At 74.8% G+C, this 23,556-nt stretch carries 20 protein-coding genes; 13 read left to right on the forward strand and 7 right to left on the reverse strand.

Annotation, left to right across the window (positions count from 1 at the left end; genetic code table 11):
• Positions 1–78 precede the first annotated feature (78 nt).
• The 4 genes from VGH76_RS17260 (at position 79) to VGH76_RS17275 (ending at position 4,557) form a co-directional block, all read left to right on the forward strand.
• Positions 79–2,961, forward strand: coding sequence for a DEAD/DEAH box helicase (locus VGH76_RS17260; RefSeq protein WP_414637748.1), 2,883 nt, complete (start codon positions 79–81; stop codon positions 2,959–2,961).
• Between the two features lie 212 nt (positions 2,962–3,173).
• A complete protein-coding gene (locus VGH76_RS17265; RefSeq protein WP_331557938.1) occupies positions 3,174–3,935 on the forward strand; it encodes a DUF4333 domain-containing protein in 762 nt (253 codons plus the stop codon).
• Between the two features lie 8 nt (positions 3,936–3,943).
• Positions 3,944–4,333 carry an MmcQ/YjbR family DNA-binding protein gene (locus VGH76_RS17270; protein ID WP_331557939.1) on the forward strand — a complete coding sequence of 130 codons (390 nt, stop codon included), beginning with the start codon at positions 3,944–3,946 and terminating at the stop codon, positions 4,331–4,333.
• A 77-nt stretch (positions 4,334–4,410) separates the two neighbouring features.
• Positions 4,411–4,557 (forward strand): hypothetical protein, encoded by a 147-nt coding sequence (locus tag VGH76_RS17275; protein ID WP_331557940.1) that lies wholly within the window; start codon positions 4,411–4,413, stop codon positions 4,555–4,557.
• A 3-nt stretch (positions 4,558–4,560) separates the two neighbouring features.
• Here the strand turns inward: VGH76_RS17275 and VGH76_RS17280 are convergent, their stop codons facing one another.
• Positions 4,561–5,544 (reverse strand): 5'-3' exonuclease, encoded by a 984-nt coding sequence (locus tag VGH76_RS17280; RefSeq protein WP_331557941.1) that lies wholly within the window; start codon positions 5,542–5,544, stop codon positions 4,561–4,563.
• A complete protein-coding gene (locus VGH76_RS17285) occupies positions 5,537–6,913 on the reverse strand; it encodes a DUF2339 domain-containing protein (RefSeq protein WP_331557942.1) in 1,377 nt (458 codons plus the stop codon). Before VGH76_RS17285 ends, VGH76_RS17280 begins: the two co-directional genes overlap by 8 nt.
• A gap of 764 nt (positions 6,914–7,677) precedes the next feature.
• Between VGH76_RS17285 and VGH76_RS17290 the strand changes: the two genes are divergently transcribed.
• The 3 genes from VGH76_RS17290 to VGH76_RS17300 are packed head-to-tail and all read left to right on the forward strand — an operon-like array spanning position 7,678 to position 11,176.
• The gene (locus VGH76_RS17290) at positions 7,678–8,790 is read left to right on the forward strand and encodes a Xaa-Pro peptidase family protein (RefSeq protein ID WP_331557943.1); all 1,113 of its coding nucleotides are present in this window, start codon (positions 7,678–7,680) and stop codon (positions 8,788–8,790) included.
• A complete protein-coding gene (gene lnt / locus VGH76_RS17295) occupies positions 8,784–10,394 on the forward strand; it encodes an apolipoprotein N-acyltransferase (protein WP_331557944.1) in 1,611 nt (536 codons plus the stop codon). Before VGH76_RS17290 ends, lnt begins: the two co-directional genes overlap by 7 nt.
• A complete protein-coding gene (locus tag VGH76_RS17300) occupies positions 10,391–11,176 on the forward strand; it encodes a polyprenol monophosphomannose synthase (protein WP_331557945.1) in 786 nt (261 codons plus the stop codon). The genes lnt and VGH76_RS17300 overlap by 4 nt, the downstream gene beginning before the upstream one ends.
• An 18-nt stretch (positions 11,177–11,194) precedes the next feature.
• Here VGH76_RS17300 and VGH76_RS17305 read toward each other — a convergent pair whose 3' ends face one another.
• On the reverse strand, positions 11,195–11,539 hold the full coding sequence (locus VGH76_RS17305) for an RNA polymerase-binding protein RbpA (RefSeq protein WP_331557946.1): 345 nt from the start codon (positions 11,537–11,539) through the stop codon (positions 11,195–11,197).
• Positions 11,540–11,756: 217 nt separating this feature from the next.
• Positions 11,757–12,563, reverse strand: coding sequence for a glycerophosphodiester phosphodiesterase family protein (locus VGH76_RS17310; protein WP_331557947.1), 807 nt, complete (start codon positions 12,561–12,563; stop codon positions 11,757–11,759).
• Between the two features lie 259 nt (positions 12,564–12,822).
• Between VGH76_RS17310 and VGH76_RS17315 the strand changes: the two genes are divergently transcribed.
• Positions 12,823–13,578, forward strand: a complete 756-nt coding sequence (locus tag VGH76_RS17315) for a hypothetical protein (RefSeq protein WP_331557948.1) — start codon at positions 12,823–12,825, stop codon at positions 13,576–13,578.
• 81 nt (positions 13,579–13,659) lie between these two features.
• Here VGH76_RS17315 and ligD read toward each other — a convergent pair whose 3' ends face one another.
• Positions 13,660–15,090, reverse strand: a complete 1,431-nt coding sequence (gene ligD / locus VGH76_RS17320) for a non-homologous end-joining DNA ligase (protein WP_331557949.1) — start codon at positions 15,088–15,090, stop codon at positions 13,660–13,662.
• Positions 15,091–15,301: 211 nt separating this feature from the next.
• On the opposite strand from ligD, the gene VGH76_RS17325 reads away from it, so the two are divergent.
• Together VGH76_RS17325 and VGH76_RS17330 are read left to right on the forward strand one after the other, a co-directional pair.
• Positions 15,302–16,711, forward strand: a complete 1,410-nt coding sequence (locus tag VGH76_RS17325) for an FAD-binding oxidoreductase (RefSeq protein ID WP_331557950.1) — start codon at positions 15,302–15,304, stop codon at positions 16,709–16,711.
• Between the two features lie 30 nt (positions 16,712–16,741).
• Positions 16,742–17,983, forward strand: a complete 1,242-nt coding sequence (locus VGH76_RS17330; RefSeq protein WP_331557951.1) for a cyclopropane-fatty-acyl-phospholipid synthase family protein — start codon at positions 16,742–16,744, stop codon at positions 17,981–17,983.
• 9 nt (positions 17,984–17,992) lie between these two features.
• Here the strand turns inward: VGH76_RS17330 and VGH76_RS17335 are convergent, their stop codons facing one another.
• On the reverse strand, positions 17,993–19,489 hold the full coding sequence (locus tag VGH76_RS17335) for a sigma-70 family RNA polymerase sigma factor (RefSeq protein WP_331557952.1): 1,497 nt from the start codon (positions 19,487–19,489) through the stop codon (positions 17,993–17,995).
• 442 nt (positions 19,490–19,931) lie between these two features.
• Here VGH76_RS17335 and VGH76_RS17340 point away from each other — a divergent pair, with 442 nt between their 5' ends.
• Both VGH76_RS17340 and VGH76_RS17345 read left to right on the forward strand, forming a co-directional pair.
• Positions 19,932–20,285 (forward strand): hypothetical protein, encoded by a 354-nt coding sequence (locus VGH76_RS17340; protein ID WP_331557953.1) that lies wholly within the window; start codon positions 19,932–19,934, stop codon positions 20,283–20,285.
• A complete protein-coding gene (locus tag VGH76_RS17345) occupies positions 20,282–20,779 on the forward strand; it encodes a hypothetical protein (protein WP_331557954.1) in 498 nt (165 codons plus the stop codon). Before VGH76_RS17340 ends, VGH76_RS17345 begins: the two co-directional genes overlap by 4 nt.
• Before the next feature lie 4 nt (positions 20,780–20,783).
• On the opposite strand, the gene VGH76_RS17350 is transcribed toward VGH76_RS17345, so the two are convergent.
• Positions 20,784–21,809 carry an aldo/keto reductase gene (locus VGH76_RS17350; protein ID WP_331557955.1) on the reverse strand — a complete coding sequence of 342 codons (1,026 nt, stop codon included), beginning with the start codon at positions 21,807–21,809 and terminating at the stop codon, positions 20,784–20,786.
• A gap of 71 nt (positions 21,810–21,880) precedes the next feature.
• Here VGH76_RS17350 and VGH76_RS17355 point away from each other — a divergent pair, with 71 nt between their 5' ends.
• Positions 21,881–23,398: a CoA-acylating methylmalonate-semialdehyde dehydrogenase gene (locus tag VGH76_RS17355; protein WP_331557956.1), complete on the forward strand. Its 1,518-nt coding sequence runs from the start codon at positions 21,881–21,883 to the stop codon at positions 23,396–23,398.
• Positions 23,399–23,556: the final 158 nt, after the last annotated feature.

The raw sequence follows: 23,556 nt of genomic DNA on the forward strand, positions 1-23,556 counted from the left end.
CCGACACACAACGTGCCGGACGACGAGACGTCACCACTCGACCTCTCAACGCTCTAGGAGCCTGTAACGTCGGTAAGCGTGTCGACGCCAGCTGAGCGGTACATCGCAGCACGGGAGCGTCGAGTCTCACCGGCGCTGCAAAGTTTCGAGCAGCTCTACGAGTTTCCGCTCGACGACTTCCAGCTGCGAGCCTGCAAGTCCCTACAAGAGGGTCATGGCGTGCTGGTAGCCGCTCCCACCGGCTCCGGCAAGACGCTCGTCGGTGAGTTCGCCGTCCACCTCGCGCTCGCCGAGGGCCGCAAGTGCTTCTACACAACGCCGATCAAGGCGCTGTCGAACCAGAAGTACGCCGACCTCGTCGCCCGCCACGGCGCGGAGGCGGTCGGTCTGCTGACCGGGGACACCGCCGTCAACGGCTCGGCGCCGGTCGTCGTCATGACGACCGAGGTGCTGCGCAACATGCTCTACGCGGAGGCCCCGGCGCTCGACGGCCTCGCCTACGTCGTCATGGACGAGGTCCACTACCTCGCCGACCGGTTCCGCGGCGCGGTGTGGGAGGAGGTCATCCTCCACCTGCCCGACCACGTGCAGCTCGCCTCGCTGTCGGCCACGGTGAGCAACGCCGAGGAGTTCGGGGACTGGCTGGTCGAGGTCCGGGGCGACACCACGGTCGTCGTCGACGAGACCCGGCCGGTGCCGCTGTGGCAGCACATGGTCGTCGGGTCGCGGATGTTCGACCTGTTCGCCGAGGAGTCCCGGCCCGGGCACGGCGAGCACACGGTGAAGGTCGACCCGACCCTGGCCAAGGCGGTCGCCGAGGTCGACCGCGACAACGGGCACCGCCGGGGACGCTCGGGGCCGCCGCCGCGCGGGGGTCGTGGCAGCCAGGGGCGGAATGACAGTCGTCGTGACGACCGCGGGCGGGGCTCCGGGGGACCGGGCCGCGGGAACGGCCGGTTCGGGCCGTCCTACCGGCCGCCGTCGCGGGTCGACGTCATCGAGCGGCTCGACGCCGCGGGGCTGCTGCCGGCGATCACGTTCATCTTCAGCCGCGCCGGGTGCGACGCCGCGGTCACCCAGTGCGTGCGCTCCGGGCTGCGGCTCACCGACGGCGCCGAGGTCGAGGAGATCCGGGCGGTCGTGGACCGGCACTGCGCGGCGCTCCCGGACTCCGACCTGGACGTCCTGGGCTACTGGGAGTGGCGCGAGGGTCTCGAGCGCGGGGTGGCGGCCCATCACGCCGGCCTGCTTCCGGCGTTCAAGGAGACCGTCGAGGAGCTGTTCGTCCGGGGCCTGGTGCGCGCGGTGTTCGCCACCGAGACCCTCGCGCTCGGGATCAACATGCCGGCGCGCACCGTCGTGCTGGAGAAGCTCGTCAAGTACAACGGCGAGTCCCACGTCGAGCTGACCCCGGGGGAGTACACGCAGCTCACCGGTCGGGCAGGGCGGCGGGGGATCGACGTCGAGGGGCACGCGGTGGTGCTCTGGGCCCCGGGGATGGATCCCGCGCAGGTCGCCGGGCTCGCCTCCACCCGCACCTACCCGCTGCGCTCGTCGTTCCGGCCCGGCTACAACATGGCGGTCAACCTGGTCGACCGGCTCGGGGTGGCCGAGGCCCGGGAACTTCTCGAGCAGTCGTTCGCGCAGTTCCAGGCCGACCGGTCGGTGGTGCACCTGGCCAAGCGGGTCGAGCGCAACCGGGAGGCCCTCGAGGGCTACGCGGAGGCGATGGCCGGCGAGGAGGGCACCGAGGAGGCGCTCGCCGGGTTCACCGAGTACATGGACCTGCGCCGCCGGCTCTCGGAGCGGGAGAAGCAGCTGGCCCGGCAGGGCCGGTCGGAGGCCAAGGCCGAGGCGTCGGCGTCGCTGGAGGCGCTGCGCACCGGCGACGTGATCGCGGTGCCGTCGGGCAAGCGGGCCGGGCTCGCCGTCGTGCTCGACCCCGGGGTGGACCGCTCCGGACGCGGCATGGACCCCCGCCCGCTGGTGCTCACCGAGGACCGCTGGGCGGGGCGGCTCTCCACCGCCGACTTCCCGGACCCGGTCCGCGCGTTGGGGACCATGAAGTTGCCCAAGCGGGTCGACCACCGGGTCCCTCGCGTACGGCGCGACCTCGCGAACGCGCTGCGCGAGACCGGGATCGAGGCGCCGACCCGCCAGGGCTCCCGGCGCCGGCGGGGCGCCGAGAACGAGGACGCGGAGCTCGCCTCGCTGCGTCGTGCGCTGCGGGCCCACCCGATGCACGGCCGCGCCGACCGCGACGACCGCGCCCGCTGGGCCGAACGGCACGCGAAGCTGACCCGGGAGAACGAGCAGCTCGAGCAGCGGGTCCTCTCGACGACGCACTCGCTGGCCCGCAACTTCGACCGCATCCGCGGGCTGCTCACCGAGCGGGAGTACCTGGTGGACCGGGCCGAGCGGGGTTCGGCCGACGACGGCGAGGCGCTCACCGCCGACGGCCGCCGGCTCTCCCGGCTGTGGGGCGAGTCCGACCTGCTCGTCGCGGAGTGCCTGCGCCACCGGGTGTGGGTCGGGCTCGGCCCGGCCGAGCTCGCCGCAGTGGCGTCGTCGCTGGTCTACGACTCGCGCCGCGACGACGGCGGCATCCCGCGGGTCCCCGACGCCGCGCAGGCCGCGGTGGACGCGACGGTGCAGCTCTGGCAGGACCTGGTGGCCGACGAGCGCCGTCACCACCTCGACCGCACCCGCGAGCCCGACCTCGGGTTCGCCTGGCCGGTGCACCGGTGGGCGAAGGGCGAGGCGCTCTCCGCGGTGCTCTCGACAGCCCGGTCGCACGGCAACGAGCTCTCGGCCGGCGACTTCGTCCGCTGGTGTCGCCAGGTGCTCGACCTGCTCGACCAGATCCGCGCGGTGTGCGGCGGCGAGGACCCGCTGGGACGGGCCGCGTCCGACGCCGGGCGCGCGATCCGGCGTGGGGTCGTGGCGGTGGGGGAGAGCTGAGCCGCGGGGTCGGCCGGGCAGGGTTCTGAGCGAAGGGCACCTTCGGTCGACTAGATCGACCAGGGGCGCCCCTCGCCGGAACCGCGGGCACGGCCGGGGTTCTGAGCGAAGGTGCCCTTCGGTCGACTAGATCGACCAGAGGTGCCCCTCGGTCGATCGACCACGGGCTCCGCCGACGGGGCCGGGCGCCAGGTCCGTGAGAGCCTGGCGCGGTGACGAGCCCGAGCGGCCCCGGGGAAGCCGGCGGCGACCAGCCGCTCGGCACGGGTGCCCGGGAGCTGTCCGAGTCCGGGGCCGCCGAGCACACTCCGACCCCGGAGGCCGAACCCGCACCCGAGCCTGCACCGCACCACCCGGCGACCGGCGTCCGGTGGGTGGACACCGAGGGCGCGCAGGCCGGCGCCCATCCGGAGGGCCGCACCCCCGGATCGGCCACCCTGCCCGACGACGACGCCACCCCGGCGTCGGGCACGCCCGCACCGGGCCCCGGCGACGTCGTCCCCGATCGCGCCACGGGCGGTGCCCCGGCCGTCGGCGCGCCCTGGCCGCACCCCGCGTACCAGCAGGGCGCGCCCCCGACCTGGCCGCAGGCCACGCCCGCCTGGGCCCCGCCGGCCCCGAACACGCCCCCGCGCGACCCGGCCCGCCGTCGCCGGATCCGCCGGATCGTGCTGCTGGTCGTGCTCGGGCTCGTCGTGATCGCGGCCATCGTCGTGGCGCTGCTCGCGTTCCTCGTCGGGCCCCGGTTCGCCCGCTACGACGTCCTGGACCACGCGGCCGTGGAGCGGGGCGTGACCGACGTCGTCACCCGAGACTGGCACCGGCAGATCACCGACGTGGTGTGCCCGGACGGCGAGCGAGTCCGGCCCGGCGTCTCCTTCTCCTGCACCGCGACCGTCGACGGGCGCCCGCAACAGGTCCCGGTCGACGTCGTCGACGAGAACGGCGGCTACGAGGTCGGCCAGCCGCGCTAGCGTGCGGCATGGCGACCTGGGAGGACGTGCGCCGGCACGCGACGGTGTTGCCGGGCGTTCAGGAGACGCCGAGCTACGGCGGGACGGCGTCGTGGAAGGTGAAGGGCAAGGGCTTCGTCTGGGAGCGGCCGCTGCGCCCGCGCGACCTCACCGACCTCGGCTGGTCCGAACAGCCCGGCCCGGTGCTCGGGGCACGGGTGCCCGACCTCGGCGCCAAGGAGGCGCTCCTGGCCGGGGACGGCGACGTCTACTTCACGACGCCGCACTTCGACGGCCACGCCAGTGTCCTCGTGCACCTCGAGCGGATCGCCGACGACGAGCTGGCCGAGCTCGTCACCGAGGCCTGGTTCGCCCGGGCGCCCGCCACGCTGGCGCGCACGGTGCCCCGGCCCGGCTAGGCCCGGCCGGCCGCCGGGACGAAGGACGTCACGGAGGCCGGCGCCGCGTCGAGTCCCGCACGCAGCGGTCGGCTGCCGTGCATCGTCTGCCCGAGGACGTTGCCGCCCGCCAAGGCGGTGATCGGTGCGAGGGCGGGCTCCTCGGGATCGGCTTCCGGCATTTCGTCGCCGAGGAGGCACCCGAGTGGCTCCTCGGGACCCTCGCCGAGTTCCTCGACCGGTGAGGATCAGTCGCGACCGGCGAGGGCAGCGCTGAGCCGGTCCACCGAGCCGGTGAGGCTCCAGCGCTGCGCGAGCTCGGCCAGCCGGTCGGCGTCGACGGGCTCGTGGGGCAGCGACCGCGTCGTCCCGGTCCAGTCGATGGGGGCGTCCGCGGCGACGCGGACCACCCCGGGCGCCACCGTGAGGTACGGGGCGGCCTTCACCAGCTTGGTGCGCACCGCCGCGGACAGCCGCGGGTCGCCGCCCTCCACGACGGCGCCGACGAGGTCGGCCCACGAGTCGAACTTCGAGATCACCTGCGCGGCGGTCTTCTCCCCGACGCCGGGCACGCCGGGCAGCCCGTCCGAGGGGTCGCCGCGCAGCATCGCCATCCCCGCGTAGCCGTCGCCGGCACGGGACACGGGCACGCCGTAGCGGGAGGCGACCTCCTCGGGCCCGTAGACCTCGTACTTCGCGACGCCGCGCGCGATGTAGACGATCCGCGTCGGCGTCGGCTCGTCGCGCACCAGCTGGAGCAGGTCGCGGTCCCCGGACACCACCTCGACCGGTGCGGTGGCCTCGGTGGCGCAGAGGGTCCCGATGACGTCGTCCGCCTCGTAGCCCTCCGCGCCCGCGGTCGGGATCCCGGCCGCGGCGAGGACGTCGAGGATGATCGGGACCTGCACCCCGAGCTCGGGCGGGGCGGCCTCGGCGTCGGGACCGCCGCCGACGGTGGGGTCCGACGGGTCGACGCCGGTGGAGGTGTCGACGCGGTGGGCCTTGTAGGACGGGATCGCGCGGACCCGGAACGCCGGGCGCCAGTCGCGGTCGAGGCAGGCGACGACGGCGCCGGGCTGCCGGGCCCGCACGAGGCGCGCCACCATGTCGCAGAACCCGCGCACGGCGTTGACGGGTGTCCCGTCCTCGGCGGTGAGCGAGGACGGGACGCCGTAGAACGCGCGGAACCACAGACTCGCGGAGTCCAGCAGCATCACCGGGCCGTCACTCATGGTCCGCAAGCCTGCCAGGCTCCTCCGACAGCGTGCCCGCGGTATCGCTGGTGTCCTCCGCCGCGGCCGTGACCCAGCGGGCGTAGCGGGTGCCCGCGACCAGCAGCACCAGGCCCGCGCCGAGGAACACCGCGACCCGCGCCAGCCCGTCGAGCGCGACGAGGTCGAACAGGATCAGCTTCGCCACCGCCGCGACGACGAGCACCCCGCCGAGCACCCGGGGCAGGCTCGCCGCCTGATGGCGCGGGCCCCGCACGAGCATCACCAGGGCCAACGCGGTCCACGAGATCGTCACGAGCACGTGCCCGACGAGGAAGCCGGTGCGGGTCGGCGAGATCGCCAGGGCCACCGTGACGACGAGTCCCGCGGCGCCGTAGAGCCCCAGCAGCCCCAGCAGCCCCAGCAGCCCCAGCAGCGCGGTCGCCACGGCCGAGCGGTTGCGGGTGCCGAGGTGTCCGAGCCGCCCGAGAGCCGCGAGCAGCGACCCCGCCGTACTCACCACCAGGATGCCGACCACCGCCATCCCCAGCAGCGCCGCCCGCGTGTCCTGCACCCCGTCGACGACGACGTCCACCGGCAGGTCCCGACCGAGCGCCATCGCCGCGCCGATCACGGCGAACACGCCGGCGGCGACGAGCACCCCGGTCCGGCGGGTGCCGCGCGCGACGACGGCGAGCACCGTCGCGACGGCGAGGAACACCCCGCCCTGCGCGACGCCGGTGAGGGCCAGCGGGATCGCCTGGATCCCGACGACGGCGGCGGCGGCGGCCCCCGTCGTCGCCAGCGCCGGCGCGGCGGGCACCGGCCGGACGCCGCGCTCGAACACCGCGGCGACCCCGAGCAGGACGAGCACCGCGACGACGTCGACGATCGCCCCCGCCGGCCGCGGGAGGGACCCGGCGAGGACGAGCAGGGGCAGCGTCGCGAGGGCGAGCACCAGGCCGGCGGCGACGACCGGGCCCGACGCCCGAACACCTTCGGCCATTGCCGGTCGTCCGGCGGTCATGACGAGAGCGGCGGCCGCGGCCACGAGCACGAGCGCCCCGACGGCGGCGGTGAGCTGCCACGCGGGCACCCCGGAGCCGCCGGAGGCCGCGACGACCGCCGCCGTGGCGACGAGCCCGGCGAGCGTCGCGGCACCGACCGCCATGGCGACCAGCGAGGACCAGCCCCGCCTCGCCGCGACCGGGAGCGTCACGACGACGAGGACGTCGAACAGCGCCACGAGCAGGGCGCCGGCCGACGCCACGACGAACGGGAGGAGCAGGCTTGCCCCGACGACGACGCCGAGTGCCAGCCCGTGACGGCGCCAGCGGTCGGCGAGCACGAGCCCGCCGCCGGCGACGAGCAGCGCCAGCACGAGCGCCACCGGGACCGGCAGCAGGTCGTAGAGCGAGGTGGCCGCCGCGACCGTGAGGGAGAGCGCGTGATTCCGGTGGCGGCGAGCGAGACCGGGCCGGGATCGGCGGTCGGCACCGCGCCGTCCGGGGTCGCCGCCGACCGCCGGGCCTGCAGCCGGACACCCGCGCCGACCAGGGCGAGCCCGACGACCCCCCCGAGCGCCACGCGTGCCTCCGCGCCGAACCATCCGCGGGACGCGGCGAGCACCAGCAGCAGGACGACGCCGAGGAGCGTCACCCCGGCACCGGTGATCGCCAGCAGCCGGGCGCCGGTGAGCCGGGAGAGCAGCAGCCGCGCGCCGGAGTCCCTGGGCGGCGCCGGCGGCGGGGGAGCGGGCCGCGGCGGCGGTGCGGCGGCGCGGGGCGGCCACGGCGAGGACGCCGGTGCGGGACGTGCCCAGGGCGACCACCGTCCGAGGCCGGCGGGCGGTGGAGCAGGGGGAGCGGGGGCACGTTCTGCGGTCCTCGTCGTCGGGCCCGGAGGGGTGTCCCGCAGGGCCCCGAGGTCCTCCCGGACCCGGGTCAGGCGCACGCCGAGGTCGGCGAGCTCGCCGTCGAGACGCTCGAGGAGGACGTTCCGGTCACCGGGGCTGTTCACGGACGTCAGCCTGTCGGGTCGCGGCGCGGCCGGGGAGGGGAGCTCTACCTAAGACGCGCTCCGCGCCCGTGCGCACTATTCCGCGTCATAGGGCGGATTACTGCTCACGTGGCGGAGCCACCTAGGCTCGTGGCCATGGGGTCCTCGCTCGCCGACCAGGTCTCGTCCCGTCTCGACCGGGCCCGCCGGCTGGCCGCGCGGGCCGGCGTCGACGCCCTCGTCGTGACCCCGGGGCCGGATCTCCAGTACCTCGCCGCGGTCGTCAAGCACTCCCACGAGCGGCTCTCCGCGCTCGTGCTGCCCACCGACGACGAGGCCGCATTCATCGTGCCCCGCCTGGAGCGGCCCGGGCTCGACGGCACCGGCGTCGACCTGGCCGGTATCAACGTCCTGGACTGGGTCGACGGCGAGGACCCGCACGGCCTCGTCGCGGCGTGCCTGGACGGCGCCAAGCGGGTCGCGCTCGCCGCCGACATGCCCGCCCTGCACGTGCTCAGGCTGCGCGACGCGCTCCCGCTGGCCACCCAGGAGCTCGCCACCGGGGTGCTGCGCGAGATGCGGATGCGCAAGGACCCGGCCGAGGTCGAGTACCTGCGCCGCGCCGGCGCGGCCATCGACGCCGTCCACGCCCAGGTCCCCGGCTGGCTGCGTCCCGGGCGCACCGAGGCCGAGGTCGGCGCGGACATCACCGCGGCCATCGTCGCGGCCGGGCACACCGAGGCGGCGTTCGTCATCGTCGGGTCGGGCCCGAACGGCGCGAGCCCCCACCACGAGGTCTCCGACCGCGTGATCGAGGCGGGCGACGTCGTCGTCGTCGACATCGGCGGGCCGCTGCCGGAGGGCTACAACTCCGACTGCACCCGCACCTACGTCGTCGGCAGCCCCAGCGACGAGGTCACCGACGTGTACGCCGTGCTGCAGCGCGCCCAGGCCGCCGCGGTCGCCTCCGCCCGGCCGGGCGTGACGGCGGAGAGCGTCGACGAGGCGGCCCGCGCGATCATCCGCGACGCCGGCTACGGCGAGTTCTTCGTGCACCGCACCGGGCACGGGATCGGGCTCGAGGTGCACGAGGAGCCCTACATCGTCGCCGGGAACGCGCTGGCCCTCGAGCCCGGCATGGCGTTCTCGATCGAGCCCGGCATCTACTTCCCGGAGCGCTGGGGTGCGCGGATCGAGGACATCGTCGTGGTCACCGACGACGGGTGCGAGTCGGTGAACACCCGCCCGCACGAGCTGCTCTCGTGCTGAGGGCCGGCGTCGCCCTACGGGCCGTCGGGGCGGTCGTCGCCGGGCTCGGGCTCTACGCGACGTTCCCGCCCTGGGGCTGGTGGTGGGCGGCGCCGCTCGCGATCGCGCTGCTGCTCGCCGTCGTCGACGGCCGGCGGGTCCGGGCGGCCTTCGGCTGGGGGGTCCTCGCCGCGCTCGCCTACCAGTACCCGCTGCTGCACTGGACCGGGACCTACGTGGGCGCGGTGTGGTTCGGCGCGCTCGCGGTCGTGGTGCTGGCGGTCGCGGTCCCGGTGACGCTGGTCCCGCTGGTCGCCCGGCTGCCCGCAGCGCCGCTGTGGGTGGCCTGCCTGTGGATGGCGGGGGAGGCCGCGATCGAGCGGGTGCCCTGGGGCGGGTTCCCGTGGGCCAAGCTCGCGTTCGGGCAGGCCGGCGGGGTCTACGCGACGCTGGCCTCGCTCGGCGGTGCACCGCTCGTCAGCTTCGCGGTGGTGCTCTCCGGGGCCGGGCTGTGGTGGCTCGTGTCGGGGCTCCGGCGCCCGCCGCCCGGAGAGCCACGCCGCCGACGTGCCCTCGCTACGGTCGGCGCGATCGTCGCCGTGCTGCTCGGCCCGGTCCTGGGGCTCCTCATCCCGACGCACCCGGCCGTCGAGCCCGGCGACCGGACGATCACCGTGGCCGCCGTCCAGGGCAACGTGCCCCGCGCCGGGCTCGACTTCGCGAGCCAGCGCCGCGCCGTGCTCGACAACCACGTGCGCGAGACACGGGTGCTGGCCGACCAGGTCGCCGCCGGGCGGCGTCCCCGGCCCGACCTGGTCATCTGGCCGGAGAACTCCTCGGACATCGACCCGTTCGCCAACCCCGACGCCCGCACCGAGATCCAGGCGGTCACCGACCAGATCGGCGTCCCAGTGGTCGTCGGCGCCGTGCTGCGCCCGCAGGTCAACGCCGACGACACGGCGATCGTCCAGGGCCCCCGCAACGCCGCGGTCGTCTGGACCCCCCGGGTGGGCCCCACCGACCAGTACGTCAAGCGCCACCTGCTGCCCTTCGGGGAGTACATCCCGCTCCGCGGGTTCGCCTCGCTCTTCTCCGACGACGTCGCCCGCGTGATCGACTTCCAGCCCGGGACCGGCACCCCGACCCTGGACGCCGGACCCGCACGCCTCGGCGTCGCGACCTGCTACGAGGTGGTGTTCGACGACGACGTCCGCGACGCCGTCACCGCGGGCGCCGACCTGCTGACCGTCCCGACCAACAACGCCACCTTCGGCGAGACGGGCATGACCTACCAGCAGCAGGGGATGAGCCGGCTGCGCGCCGTGGAGCACGACCGCGCGGTCGTCATCGCCGCCACGAGCGGGCAGAGCGCGGTGATCGAGCCGGACGGCACGGTCGTGGACCGGACCGGCGCCCTCTTCACGCCCGGGGTCCTGGTCGACCGGGTCCCGCTGCGCACGACGACGACCCTCGCCACCCGGCTCGGGCCCGGGCCCGAGTGGGTGCTCACGGCTCTGGGGGTCGCGGCCGCGGTGGCGGGTGGGGTGCTGGGCGCGCGGGCACGCCGGCGGACGGGAGGACCGGCCCCGACGACCGCCGAGGAGACGGCGGCGGTCACCGGATGAGCGGGGGCACCCCCGCCGCGGACGGTTCCGGCGTGCTCGTCGTCGTGCCCACCTACGACGAACGGGACAACCTGCCGCCGCTGGTCGCCCGGATCCTAGCCAGCCTGCCCGGGGCCCGGCTGCTCGTGGTGGACGACGGCAGCCCCGACGGCACCGGAGAGGTCGCCGAGGAACTCGCCGACCGCGACCCGCGGGTCGCGGTCCTGCACCACCGGCCGAAGCGGGGCCTCGGCGCCGCGTACGTCGACGCGTTCGCCCACGTCGTGAAGACCCACGGCGCCGGGGAGGTCGGGTGGGTGGTGCAGATGGACGCCGACGGTTCGCACGCCCCGGAGGACCTGCCCGCGCTCCTCGCCGGCGCGCGGACCGGGGGCGCCGACCTCGTCCTGGGCTCCCGCTACGTGCCGGGCGGGCGGGTCGTCGACTGGCCTTGGCACCGCAACGCGCTCTCCCGCGCCGCGAACCTGTACTCGCGCCTCGCGCTCCGTCTCCCGATCCGCGACGTCACCGGCGGGTTCCGGCTGTTCCGGCGGGCCGTGCTCGAGGAGATCACCCGGACGCCCGTGTCCTCCCAGGGGTACTGCTTCCAGGTCGACCTGGCCTTCCGCGTGCACCGCGGCGGGTTCGTGGTGCGCGAGGTGCCCATCACCTTCACCGAGCGCACGGCCGGCGCCTCGAAGATGAGCGGGGCCGTGGTCCGGGAGGCCCTCTGGCGGATCACCGCGTGGGCGGTGCGCGACCGGCTGCGGACACGACGAGACCCCGTCACCCTGCGCGGGTGACGGGGTCCCGGGTGTGGCTCACGCGCTCTCGGAGCGGCGCTCCTTGAGCAGGCCCAGACGCTCGTCGAGGAGCTCCTCGAGCTCGGGCACCGAGCGCCGCTCCAGGAGCATGTCCCAGTGCGTGCGCGGCGGCTTGGACTTCTTCTGCTCGGGCTCCGTGCCGTCGATGCGCTTGCCCTCCTCGCCGTGGAGGCGACACTCCCAGGTCACCGGCGCCTCGGCGTCGTCCGAGAACGGCACCTCGAAGTCGTGACCCTTCGGGCAGCGGTAGGCGAAGGAGCGGCGGGGGGCGAGGTCGTGGTCGCGGTCGGTCTCGTAGCTGACGGCTCCGAGGCGACTCCCACGGAGGACGCGGTCGGCCATGGTTGCTGTCCTTTCCTCGACTGCATGCGCGCCGTCTCCGGGCAGCTTCCCGCGACGACGCTCCAGGTCCCAACGCCCGGCGGTGCCGGTTCGTTCCCGTGAGACCTGACGGACACGTGGTCGTGACCCGGCTCACGCTCCGCGGCGCACCGGAGAGTCCCGACCTCCTGGCACTCATCGATGTGTTCAACCAGGTGTTACCCGTGGTCCGGACACATCACACCGCAGGGGGAGCGTCCTCCCACGCCCCGCGCACCGCGAGGACGTCGCGGAGCAGGTCCGGACGGTCGGTCATCAGGCCGTCGACGCCGAGGTCGAGCAACCGGTGCATCTCCGAGGCCCGGTCGATGGTCCAGACGTGCACCTCCAGCCCCGCCTCGTGGGCGGCACGCAGGCTGGTGGCGTCGACGACGGGCAGGCCGCCGAAGCGCACGGGCAGCTGGGCGAGGTCTCCGGCCACCGGGACCCGGCGCGAGAGCGTCGCCGGCAGGACCGACCGCGTCCGCAGCGAGAGCGCCGCCCTGGCGGACACCCCCGTGACGACGCGGTCCCCGAACCGCCGGCGCACCGCCCGGAGCCGCCCCTCGTCGGTGCTGGCCACGGCCACCCGCTCGGCGACGTCGTCGCGCTCGAGGAGCTCGAGCATCGGCCGCAACGTCCCGGGCGACTTGAGGTCGACGTTGAACCGCATGTCCGGCAGGGCCTCGAGGGCCTCCTCCAGACGGGGCAGCTTCTCCCGGCCCCGCACACGGACCGGGTCGAGCTCGGGCCAGTCCATCGCGCGCAGCACCCCGGGGTGGCCCGCGACCCGGCGCAGCGTGGCGTCGTGGTGGACCACGAGCACCCCGTCCCGGGTGGCGTGCACGTCGGTCTCGACGTAGGCGTAGCCCTCCTCGCGCGCCCGGCGGAAGGCCGCGAGGGTGTTCTCCAGGCCCGCGAGGTCGCCCACGTGCCAGCCCCGGTGGGCGAAGGCTCGCGGTCGGGGGGCGGCCAGGTACGGATGGGAGCGCGCCACCGGGATCACGAGCCGCAGTGTGCCCGACGGCGGCGTGGTGCGGGTGGCCGCGCAACGGCCGTCACGCGACGTCGGACTCCCCGGCGCAGCGAGCGCGGGTACCCCACGCGGACCACGCGTCCCCCGGACGCCGCGACACGCTCACGACACGTCGTAGTCACGACTACGCCACGGTGATCAGGTGTCACCCGCCGGCCACCTTGGGGGGATACGTACACATGGAGTAGTGTCCGAACCGTCACGAGGCCGAAACGGACACGGGGGACGGATGGCGCGGTCGCGGCACGGGCGCTCGGGGGGTGGGTCCTCGCCGGCCGACTCCGGGCTGCCCTCGTGGGCCCAGCGCCACCTCGACGAGGCCGGTGAGCCGGACGTCGACACCGCCGCCCTCGCCGCCCGGACGCATCACCGGCGCGCCGCCGCCCAGCCGAGCCGCATGCGCGGCTGGGGCGTCGCGATCGTCTCGGTCGCCGCGGCGGTGGGAGCCGTCCCGCTCGCGATCTCCTCGGTGGCCAACGACCACTCCGACGACCCGTTGCCCCGCGTCGACACCTACACCGCCGGCTCCCCGGGGCCGCTGCAGGGCGGCGCCGGCGCGGGCGGGACCACCCAAGCCCGCCCCGGCCAGGGCGGCACCGCGGGTGGCGACGCGGCCACGGGCGGCGTCCTCGACGCCCCGCCGGCCGCCCCGCAGGCGGTCGCCCCGGGCCGCGTGATCGCCGCACCCCTGCCGGCGGCCGTGGTCCGGGCGACCCCGACCGTCGTCCCGCCCCCGGTCGTGGCACCGGTCGTCCCGCGTACGGCGACCACGCCGACGACCTCGACCGGCCGGTCGGCCACGAAGCCGCCGAAGGCGTCGACCTCCAAGCCCCCGAAGTCGAACCCGAAGCCGGCACCGAAGCCCTCGGGCGGCGGTGGCTCGAACGGCGGGGGCTCCGGCGGCGGGGGAGGTGGGCTCCTCGGGAACGTGGTCGGTGGTGTCACGCGCACGGCCGGCGGGGCCGTGAACGGCCTGCTCGGCTGACGCGGGGCCCATCGAGTGGACCCGGAGGGTTCCTCCCGCAGCCATGGGGGCCCACTCGGCACCGACGAGACGCCCACGTGGTCAGGGGACCGGTGAGCCCTCGCAGAGGGCCGCCGCGTAGAGGTCGCCGTGCTCGGCGATCCGCGCGAGCACGTCCTCGGGGGAGAACACCAGCTCGTCGGGGTCGGTGCACTCCTCGACCTCGTCCCAGGTCAGCGGCGTCGAGACCGTCGGTGCGCCGTGCGCCGTCCGGGCCCGGAGCGAGTAGGGCGCGACCGTCGTCTTCGCCGTGTTGTTCTGGCTCCAGTCGACGAAGACCTTCCCCTGGCGACGGTCCTTGGCCATGACCGCCGTCACGGCCTTCGGGGTCTCCCGCGCGAGCGCCTCGGCCACGCGCTTGGCGTACTCCGAGGTCGCGGACGCGTCCTGGTCGGGGCCGAGCGAGACGGGCGCCGTCATCTGCATGCCCTTGGACCCGCTGGTCTTCACGCCCGCGACGAGCCCGTCGGCGGCGAGCCGGTCCCGGATGCGGCGCGCGACGGCCGCGCACTCGAGCAGGCCCGTGCCGGGGCCGGGATCGAGGTCGAACACCAGCTCGTCGGGCGGGAGCGGGTGGTCCTCGGCGTCGACGCGCCACTGCGGCACGTGGAGCTCGAGCACGGCGAGGTTGGCGAGGTAGACCAGCGCCGCGAGCTCCTCCACGACGAGGAAGGACGCGCTGGAGCTCCCGCGCGAGGACCCAGGGGTGGGGACGACGACGGACCGCAACCACGACGGGGCGTTGCGGCCGGCGTTCTTCTCGTAGAAGGACTCGCCGTCGATGCCGTCGGGAAAGCGCCGCAGCGTGACCGGGCGGCCCTCGAGGTGGGGGAGCAGGGTGTCGGCGACGCGGGCGTAGTAGTCGATCACCGCGTTCTTCGGCGTACCCGGGTAGAGCTCCTTGTCCAGGTTGGACAGCTTCAGCGTGCGGCCGCCGACCGCGACCCGGGGGGACTGGACGTTCCCGGCGGAGCGTTCCCCCGACGTGGTCCCGTCGTCGGTGCGCCGGGTGACCAGCCAGTCGTCCGAACCAGTCCGGGCGTGGTCGTCGTTGCGGGCGGGCCGGAAGAAGACGAAGCGCCCGTCGACCTGCTCTCCGTGCAGGGTGACGGCGACCTCGTCGTCGCTCCACTTCTCGGTCTCGTAGGTCCCGGAGTCCCACACGGTCATCCTGCCGCCGCCGTACTCGCCCTTCGGGATCTCGCCGTGGAAGTCGAGGTACTCGAGCGGGTGGTCCTCGGTGTGCACGGCCAGGCGCGGGGTGCCGGCCTTCTCGGGCAGCCCCTTCGGGACCGCCCAGCACACGAGGACGCCGCCGCGCTCGAGGCGCACGTCGTAGTGCAGCCGCCGGGCGTGGTGCTCCTGGACGACGAACCGCCCGCCGGCGTCGGTGTCCCGGGCCCCGACGTCACCGAAGGGCTCGGGCGTCCGCCCCGGGTCCCGTTTCGCCCGATACGTCCCGAGCTCGCCCATCGCGCGCCCTCCTCCCGAGGCCCCGGTGTGCCCTCGCGGTGAAGGATCCCACTGCGCGAGCCCGTGCCACCCGCCCGGATGCGGGCATACGCTGCCGTCCCGGACAGCCGATCGGCGCCGGGCCCGCACACCCGGATGCCGCGCGAACGAGGGTGGCGATGTGACGGTGGCTCCCAGGACGGGCGCTCGCAGTGCCGCCCACGAACAGGCCGTGGCGGCCGCGCGGTCGCGGCTGGCGGAGCTCCCGGCGGACGCCCCGGTCCGCCTGAAGAAGCGGACGTCGAACCTCTTCCGGTTCCGCGAGGGCCACGGCGGGCTGGAGGTCGACGGCCTCGACCGCGTGCTGCACGTCGACCCGGAGACCCGCACCGCCGACGTCGGGGGCATGACCACCTACGAGGACCTCGTCGCGGCCACGCTGCCGCACGGGCTCATGCCGTTGGTGGTCCCACAGCTCAAGACGATCACCCTGGGCGGGGCCGTCGTGGGGTTGGGCATCGAGTCCACGTCCTTCCGCGACGGGCTGCCGCACGAGTCGGTGCTCTCGGCGGACGTCCTCACCGGGGCCGGGCAGATCGTCACGGCCGCTCCCGACAACGACGCGGCCGACCTCTGGGCCGCGCTCGCCAACTCCTACGGCACCCTGGGCTACGCGGTGGCCCTGCGCATCGAGCTCGCCCCGGTCCTGCCGTTCGTCCGGCTCCGCCACGTCCGGTTCGACGACGCCGCGTCGCTGGCGAAGGCCGTCGAGGTCGTCACCGCCGAGCACGCCTGGGACGGCGAGGCGGTCGACTTCGTCGACGGCACCGTGTTCGGGCCCGCCGAGACGGCCTCCGGGCGCCCGGAGCAGTACCTCACGCTCGGCAGGATGGTCTCCGAGGCACCGTTCCTCTCGGACTACACCGGCCAGGACGTCTACTACCGCTCGGTCGCGCGGCTGGCCGACGCCGCACCGGACGGCGTCGGCGTGGACCACCTGAGCATCCATGACTACCTGTGGCGCTGGGACACCGACTGGTTCTGGTGCTCGCGGGCGCTCGGGGTGCAGCACCCGGCCGTCCGCCGCCTGTGGCCGGGGCGTTACCGCCGTTCGGACGTCTACCGGCGCCTCGTCGCGCTCGACCGGCGGCTCGGGCTGTCCGAGCGCATCCAGACCCGCGTCACCGGCGCCGAGGGCGTGGAGCCGATCATCCAGGACGTCGAGGTGCCGGTGGAACGGCTGGCGGAGTTCCTCGACTTCTTCCACGCCGAGATCGGCATCTCGCCGGTCTGGGTGTGCCCGTTGCAGCTGCGCGGCGGCCCTGCCACGGAGCGGAGCGGAGCCGGCCCATCGATCGGCACCTGGCCGCTGTACCCGCTCGAGCCCCACCGGACCTACGTCAACGTCGGGTTCTGGTCCGACGCCCTCCTGCGACCCGGGATGGCGCGCGACCACCACAACCGGCTCATCGAGCGGAAGCTCATGGAGCTGGAGGGGCACAAGTCGCTGTACTCGACCTCGAGCTACACCCGCGAGGAGTTCGACGCGCTCTACGGGGGCGAGGCGTACCGCCGCCTCAAGGCGCGATACGACCCGGCGGGACGACTGCCGGATCTCTACACGAAGTGCGTCACCGGCTGACGCCGCCACTTCAGGGAGCAAGGAGGAACCGTGGGAGTCGCCGAGCTGTTCCGGCCGGTGCTGGGGTCGGACGCCCCGATCACCGTCCGCGCCTACGACGGAAGCGTCTCGGAGCCCGCGGCCGGCGACTCCGTCGCCGCCGTCGACATCCGCACCGAGACCGCGCTGGCCTACCTGGCCGGCTCGCCCAACACCCTCGGGCTGGCCCGGGCCTACGTGTCCGGCCACCTCGACGTCGACGGGGATCTCTACACCGCGCTCACCGCCATGAGCGAGCTGACGATATCCGACGTCCCGGCCACGACCCTCGCGTCGACGGCGCTGCGCCTCGCGCCGGTCCGGTTCCGGCACCGCAACCTCGCGCCGCCGCCCCAGGAGCACCGCCAGCACGGCTGGATGCACTCGAAGTCCCGTGACGCCGAGGCGATCTCGCACCACTACGACGTCTCGAACCGCTTCTACGAACTGGTCCTCGGCCCCTCGATGGCCTACACCTGCGCGGCCTACCCGAGCGACACGTCGACCCTCGAGGAGGCGCAGTTCGCCAAGCACGCGCTCGTCGCGGACAAGCTCGCCCTGGAGCCGGGGATGCGGCTGCTCGACGTCGGCTGCGGGTGGGGCCAGATGTCGATGCACGCTGCCGAGCACCACGGCGTCCGGGCACTCGGCGTCACGCTGTCGCGCGACCAGGCGCTGTGGGCCCAGAAGGAGGTCGCGAGGCGTGGTCTGGGCGACCTCGTGGAGATCCGGCACGGCGACTACCGCGACGTCACCGAGGACGGGTTCGACGCCGTCGCCTCGATCGGGCTGACCGAGCACATCGGGCGCTCGCAGCTGAAGTCCTACTTCTCGTTCCTGTACTCGAAGGTGCGCCCGGGCGGCCGGCTGCTCAACCACTGCATCACCCGGCCCGACGCCCACCACCGCGCCCACGCCGACCCGTTCATCGACCGCTACGTCTTCCCCGACGGCGAGCTCCTGCCGATCGGCCACCTCGTCACGCGGATGAACGGCGCCGGCTTCGAGGTCCGCCACGAGGAGAACCTGCGCGAGCACTACTCGAAGACGCTCAAGGCGTGGACGGCCAACCTCGAGGCCAACTGGGACGAGTGCGTCGCCGAGGCCGGCCAGGGCCGCTCCCGGGTGTGGAACCTCTACATGCCCGCGTGTGCCGTCGGGTTCGACCTGAACAACATCCAGTTGCACCAGGTGCTCGGGGTCAAGCTCGACGACCGCGGCCGCTCCGGCTTCCCGCTGCGACCGGCCTACTGAGGCGGACGCTCAGCCGGGCTCGCCGCGGAACCGTCGCGCGGCTCCGGCCATCCGCGCGTCCTCGGCGTCGAGCCGGCGCTGCGCCTCGGTGCGGTCGGCGACCCCGACCGGCCCGGACCGCGGGTCGGTGTCGCCCCCGCGCGACACCGTCTCGACGTGGACGTCGGCCATCTCGAGCAGCCGGTCGAGCACCACGTCGCCGGTCCGGGGGGCCGCCCGCCAGTCCGGTGCCGGCGGCTCCTCCGGGCGGGGGGCGGCCGCGCGGCGCGGGCCCCGGGCACCGCCGCGGCGGCGGGGGGCGGCCTCGTCGGGGGGAGCGGGGGGCGCCCCGCCCCGCTCGGTGATGAGCTGGCGCAGGCGGGTCAGGGCGCGGTGCTGCGCCACCCGCACCGCCCCGGCGGTCGAGCCCACCGCCTCGGCGGTCTCCTCCGCGGAGAGCCCGACGACGATGCGCAGCCGCAGCACCTCCTGCTGCTTCTCGGGCAGCTCGGCCATGAGCGCGGCCATCTCGGTGGAGTCGGCCCGGGCGAGCGCGTGCTGCTCGGGCCCGGCCTGGGCGTCCTCGCCCTCGGGCAGCTCGTCGAACGGGTCCGAGCGGTCCCGGCCGGCCGCGCGGTGGGCGTCGACGACCTTGTGCTGGGCGATGCCGTAGACGAACGCCAGGAACGGACGGCCCTGGTCCTGGTAGCCGGGCAGGGCCCGCAGCACCGCGACGCAGACCTCCTGGGCGACGTCGTCGGGTGAAGCGTTGACCCGCTCGTAGCCGCCCAGCCGGCTGCGGCAGTACCGCACGACCAGGGGGCGCAGGATGCGCAGCAGGGTGTCCATCGCGCCCCGCTCGCCGGCGAGGGCGGACGCGACGAGCCGGTCGAGGTCGCGGGGATCGTTCCCGAGGTGCTCGCTCACCGCGCGTGTCCCGCCGGGGCCCGGGTCGGGGTCGGGGTCGGCGGCGGCGGCGGCGGCCACGACGGCCGACCACTGCCGCATGGCCTCGCCGAGTCGCGTCGGCAGGTCGGCCTCCGAGAGGCCGAGCTCGGGGACGATGTGGGCGTCGGGCACCCCGAGCCAGCGCAGGACTGCGAGGTCGCGAGCGAGCGGGTCGAGGTGGACGAGGGCGCGCAGCGGACGGGCCTCGTCGGCGGCGAGCAGACGCCACGGATCGGGGTGGCGCCACGCGGGCTCGAAGGCGCGCGCGGCGAGCACCGACCGGGCTGCGGGCGGGTGCGCCGGGCGGGCCTGGTGGCTCCGATCCGGGCCGTGGTTGCCGAGGGTCCGGGCGGTCCTGGTCACCTGCAGCGTCAGCTCCACGACCCGGACGTCCTCACCGTAGGTGTCGAACGACGCCCAGCGGTCGTGCATCGAGGCGCGGGTCAGCAGGAAGAGGTCGTGCGGCGGCGCACCGTAGGCGTGTCCCAGGATCGTGACGAGGACCTGGAGGAAGCCGTCGTGGCGGCGGAGGAACTCGACCGCCGGATGGTCCTCCGGGTCGACGTGCTGCGAGGTCATGTGCGACCCCGCCGCGTCGTCCGGGCGCGCCGGGCCGAGCCCGGCACCGCCGCGTCCCGCTCCACTCGTCCGACCACCCGTGCCCCGAACCCCCCCTGACGTGATCACCCGGTCGGGCCCCACGGCCCATCCGTCCCGGTCGTGATCACCCGGCGTCGCGACGGACCCGTTCGGGCACCGGCGCCCGACGCCGTCGCCACCGTCGCGTGATCCCACCGTGACCGAGGCCGCGGTGCTCGGGAAGGCCCCCGTCGACCGGCGGCGCGTCCGGTCGACTCAATGGCACGTCCTGCGGCCACCCGGGTGGCGCCCCGTGGCGCCACCGGTCACCGTGCCGCGACGAACGGTGAGCGGTCCCGCCGGTCGGCGTGATCGTCGCTGCCCGGACAGCCTGCACCACTAGGCTGAACGACGCACACACGCCGCGGGGGAGGGGGAGCCCATGCCGCCGAGCCGGACCGGCACCCGCGCGGCGCTGCTCCTCGGCGTGCTCCTGGGCGCGCTCGTGGTCGCCGGCGTCGTGCTGGCCGTGGTCGACTCCCGGGCCGCGGCCCTCGACGCCGACGGGGCCGCCGCCGTCGCCGCAGTGCGCACCTACCTGACCGAGCACGCGCCGGCCGGGTCTGCGGTCGTCGTGCGGTCGGTCGGCCTCGTCACGCTCGACGGCGACTCGGCCTGGGTGACCGCCGCGGCGCGGCTGAGCGAGGCGAGCGCCCAGCGCGCATGGCGGGTCGACGCGGCGCTGGTCCGCCGGGACGGCCGGTGGCTGGTCGGTGACCTGGCGGAGGTGCCATGACCCGGCTCCTGCGGGGCCGGTGGCTCCTGGTTGCCCTGGGCATCCTGACGATCGCCGCGGCGGTCGTCGTCGGGCAGCTGGCGTACCGGGCGGTCGTCGCGGCGGAGTCCGACGCGGCCGCGCGGGACGGCGCGGCGGCCGCGGCGGCGCTCACCCCGGTGCTGCTCGGATACGACTGGCGCACCGTCGATGCCGACGCCGAGCACATCGACGGCGTCACGACGGGGCCCTTCGCCGTCCAGAACCACGCGATCGTCGCCGGGCTCGTCGTTCCCGCGGCGGTGGACGGGCACGCCGCGTCGTCGGCCACCGTCTCCCGGGTCGGCGTCGTCACCGCGACCCCGGACCACGTCGAGACCGTCGTCCTCTACACCCAGACCACCACCCGCGAGGGCGACCCCGCGCCGCGACGCGACGCCCGCAGCGCGCGGGTGGTGCTCGAGCCGTCGCCCGACGACGGACGCTGGCTCGTCGCCGGGTTCGACGCGCTGTGAGTCCTCACTCGCGGCCGGAGGAGATCCAGTCGTCGGAGGAGAAGGTGAAGTTCCGGCTCCCGACGACGAGGTCGGCCGCGGCGTCGAGGCGGGCCTTCTGGTCGCCGGAGAGGGCCAGCCCGACCCCGCCGGCGTTCTCGACGACGCGCGACGCCGACCGGGTGCCGGGGATCGGCACCGTGGGCACGCCGAAGGCCGCGCCCTGGGCGTAGACCCAGGCGAGGGCGACCTGCGCGGCGGTGGCGCCGAGCTCGTCAGCGACCTCGCGGACGACGTCGACGACCTTCTGGTTGGCGTCGAAGTGCTCGGTGAAGCGCGGCTGGCGGGAGAGCGCCGTCCCTGACACCCGCTCCGCGGTGACGGTGCCGGTGAGGAATCCCCGGCCGAGCGGGCTGTAGGGCACGAACCCGACGCCGAGCTCGACCGCGCGCGGCACGACGTTCGCCTCGACGTCGCGTGACCAGATGCTCCACTCGCTCTGGACGGCGGCGATCGGGTGCACCGCGGCCGCCTCGGCGAGCTCGGGCGCGGTGACCTCGGAGAGCCCGAGGTGGCGCACCTTGCCCTCGGCGACGAGCTCGCCCATCGCCGCGACCGTCTCGGTGATCGGCAGGTCGAGCTGGCGGCGGTGCATGTAGTAGAGGTCGATGGTCTCGACGCCGAGACGGCGCAGCGAGTCCTCGCAGGCCTGGCGCACGTAGTCGCGGTCGCCGCGGGTGCCCGCGCCCTGACCGACCACGCCGGTGATGCCGAACTTGGTGGCGAGCTGGACCTCGTCGCGGCGGTCGACGAGGACGCGGGAGAGCAGCTCCTCGTTGGTGCCCGACGGGCCGTTGGTGCCCTCGCGGGGGGTGCCGTAGACGTCGGCGGTGTCGAGGAAGGTGACGCCCGCGTCGAGTGCCGCGTGCAGGGTCCGGACGGCGTCGTCGGGGTCGGTGGCGCCGTAGACGTCGGAGAGGGCCATCGCGCCGAAGCCGAGGGCGCTGACGTCGAGGCCGTCCCCGAGGGGGACGGTCGGAAGACTGGTCATGGGCTCGACGCTAGGGATTCGAGCGCGCTCGAACGCAAGCGCGCGGGGCGCGGGGTCGTCACACTCGGGGGATGGACACCCTGCACCACTGGGCCGCCGGCGCCGTGCTGAAGTCGACGGGGGACCGGTACGGCGACGTCACCGACCCGGCCACCGGCGCGGTGCGTCGCCAGGTCGCGTTCGCCACCGAGGCCGACGTCGACGCCGTCGTCCAGGCGGCGGCGCGGGCCTACCCGGCCTGGCGGGACACCTCGCTCACCGCCCGCACGCAGATCATGTTCCGGTTCCGGGAGCTGCTCAACGCTCGCGCCGAGGAGCTCGCCGCGATCATCACGGCCGAGCACGGCAAGGTGCTCTCCGACGCCGCGGGCGAGGTGGCGCGGGGCCAGGAGGTCGTGGAGTTCGCCTGCGGGATGCCGCACCTGCTCAAGGGCTCCGCCACCGAGAACGCCTCGAGCGGCGTGGACGTCTCCTCGATGCGCCAGCCCCTCGGCGTCGTCGGGATCATCAGCCCGTTCAACTTCCCGGCGATGGTCCCGATGTGGTTCTTCCCGATCGCGATCGCCGCGGGGAACACCGTGGTGCTCAAGCCGAGCGAGAAGGTGCCCTCGGCCGCGCAGTGGATGGCCGAGCTGTGGACCGAGTCGGGGCTGCCCGACGGGGTGTTCAACGTCCTGCACGGCGACCGCACCGCCGTCGACGAGCTGCTGACCCACCCGGACGTCACGAGCATCAGCTTCGTCGGCTCGACGCCGATCGCGCGCCACGTCTACGAGACCGGCACCGCGCACGGCAAGCGGGTCCAGGCCCTGGGCGGGGCGAAGAACCACATGGTCGTGCTGCCCGACGCCGACCTCGACCTCGCGGCCGACCAGGCCGTCAACGCGGGCTTCGGGTCGGCCGGTGAGCGATGCATGTCGATCTCGGCGCTCGTCGCCGTCGGCGGTGTCGCGGACACGCTCGTCGAGAAGGTCGCCGAGCGGGCCCGGGGGCTGCGCACCGGCGACGGGCGGCGGGGCTGCGACATGGGCCCGCTGGTCACCGAGGCGGCGCGCGAACGGGTGACGGGGTACGTCGACGTGGGGGAGTCGGCCGGGGCGACGGTGGTGGTCGACGGCCGGGGGATCGAGCCCGACGCCGATGGCCAGGAAGGCGGCACGAGTGGGTTCTTCGTCGGACCGACGCTGTTCGACCACGTCACCACCGACATGTCGATCTACACCGACGAGATCTTCGGGCCGGTGCTCTCGGTGCTGCGGGTGGACACCTACGACGAGGCTGTCGCGATGATCAACGCCAACCCGTACGGCAACGGCACCGCGATCTTCACCAACGACGGCGGCGCGGCCCGGCGGTTCCAGCACGAGGTCGAGGTCGGGATGATCGGCGTCAACGTGCCGGTGCCGGTCCCGATGGCGTACTACAGCTTCGGCGGCTGGAAGAACTCGCTGTTCGGCGACACCCACGCCCACGGCACCGAGGGCGTGCACTTCTTCACCCGCGGCAAGGTCGTCACCACCCGGTGGACCGACCCGGCGTCACGCGGCTCGGGTGGCGAACTCGACCTCGGGTTCCCGCGCAACGCGTGAGCGATCCGATAATCGACATTATGTCAGATATACCGTCGTGAGTTGCATCGGATGCGACGACTCAGGACTCCCCGCTCGCCCTCGGGCTGAGCTGCCCGAACGCTCCCGTGAGACCTCGAGGGCCCCGCGGCTGGCTTGCTGCTGGAGTCCGGCGAGAT

The sequence above is a fragment of the Actinomycetospora sp. genome, from assembly GCF_036497585.1.
Classification (GTDB): Bacteria; Actinomycetota; Actinomycetes; order Mycobacteriales; family Pseudonocardiaceae; genus Actinomycetospora.

Bases quoted from the DNA above. Each gene is read 5' to 3' on its own strand.
- VGH76_RS17270 (WP_331557939.1), top strand. From the start codon at position 3,944: ATGGCGACCTGGGAGGACGTGCGCCGGCACGCGACGGTGTTGCCGGGC.
- VGH76_RS17280 (WP_331557941.1), bottom strand. From the start codon at position 5,544: ATGAGTGACGGCCCGGTGATGCTGCTGGACTCCGCGAGTCTGTGGTTC.
- VGH76_RS17290 (WP_331557943.1), top strand. From the start codon at position 7,678: ATGGGGTCCTCGCTCGCCGACCAGGTCTCGTCCCGTCTCGACCGGGCC.
- VGH76_RS17300 (WP_331557945.1), top strand. From the start codon at position 10,391: ATGAGCGGGGGCACCCCCGCCGCGGACGGTTCCGGCGTGCTCGTCGTC.
- VGH76_RS17305 (WP_331557946.1), bottom strand. From the start codon at position 11,539: ATGGCCGACCGCGTCCTCCGTGGGAGTCGCCTCGGAGCCGTCAGCTAC.
- VGH76_RS17315 (WP_331557948.1), top strand. From the start codon at position 12,823: ATGGCGCGGTCGCGGCACGGGCGCTCGGGGGGTGGGTCCTCGCCGGCC.
- ligD (WP_331557949.1), bottom strand. From the start codon at position 15,090: ATGGGCGAGCTCGGGACGTATCGGGCGAAACGGGACCCGGGGCGGACG.
- VGH76_RS17335 (WP_331557952.1), bottom strand. From the start codon at position 19,489: ATGACCTCGCAGCACGTCGACCCGGAGGACCATCCGGCGGTCGAGTTC.
- VGH76_RS17340 (WP_331557953.1), top strand. From the start codon at position 19,932: ATGCCGCCGAGCCGGACCGGCACCCGCGCGGCGCTGCTCCTCGGCGTG.
- VGH76_RS17345 (WP_331557954.1), top strand. From the start codon at position 20,282: ATGACCCGGCTCCTGCGGGGCCGGTGGCTCCTGGTTGCCCTGGGCATC.
- VGH76_RS17350 (WP_331557955.1), bottom strand. From the start codon at position 21,809: ATGACCAGTCTTCCGACCGTCCCCCTCGGGGACGGCCTCGACGTCAGC.
- VGH76_RS17355 (WP_331557956.1), top strand. From the start codon at position 21,881: ATGGACACCCTGCACCACTGGGCCGCCGGCGCCGTGCTGAAGTCGACG.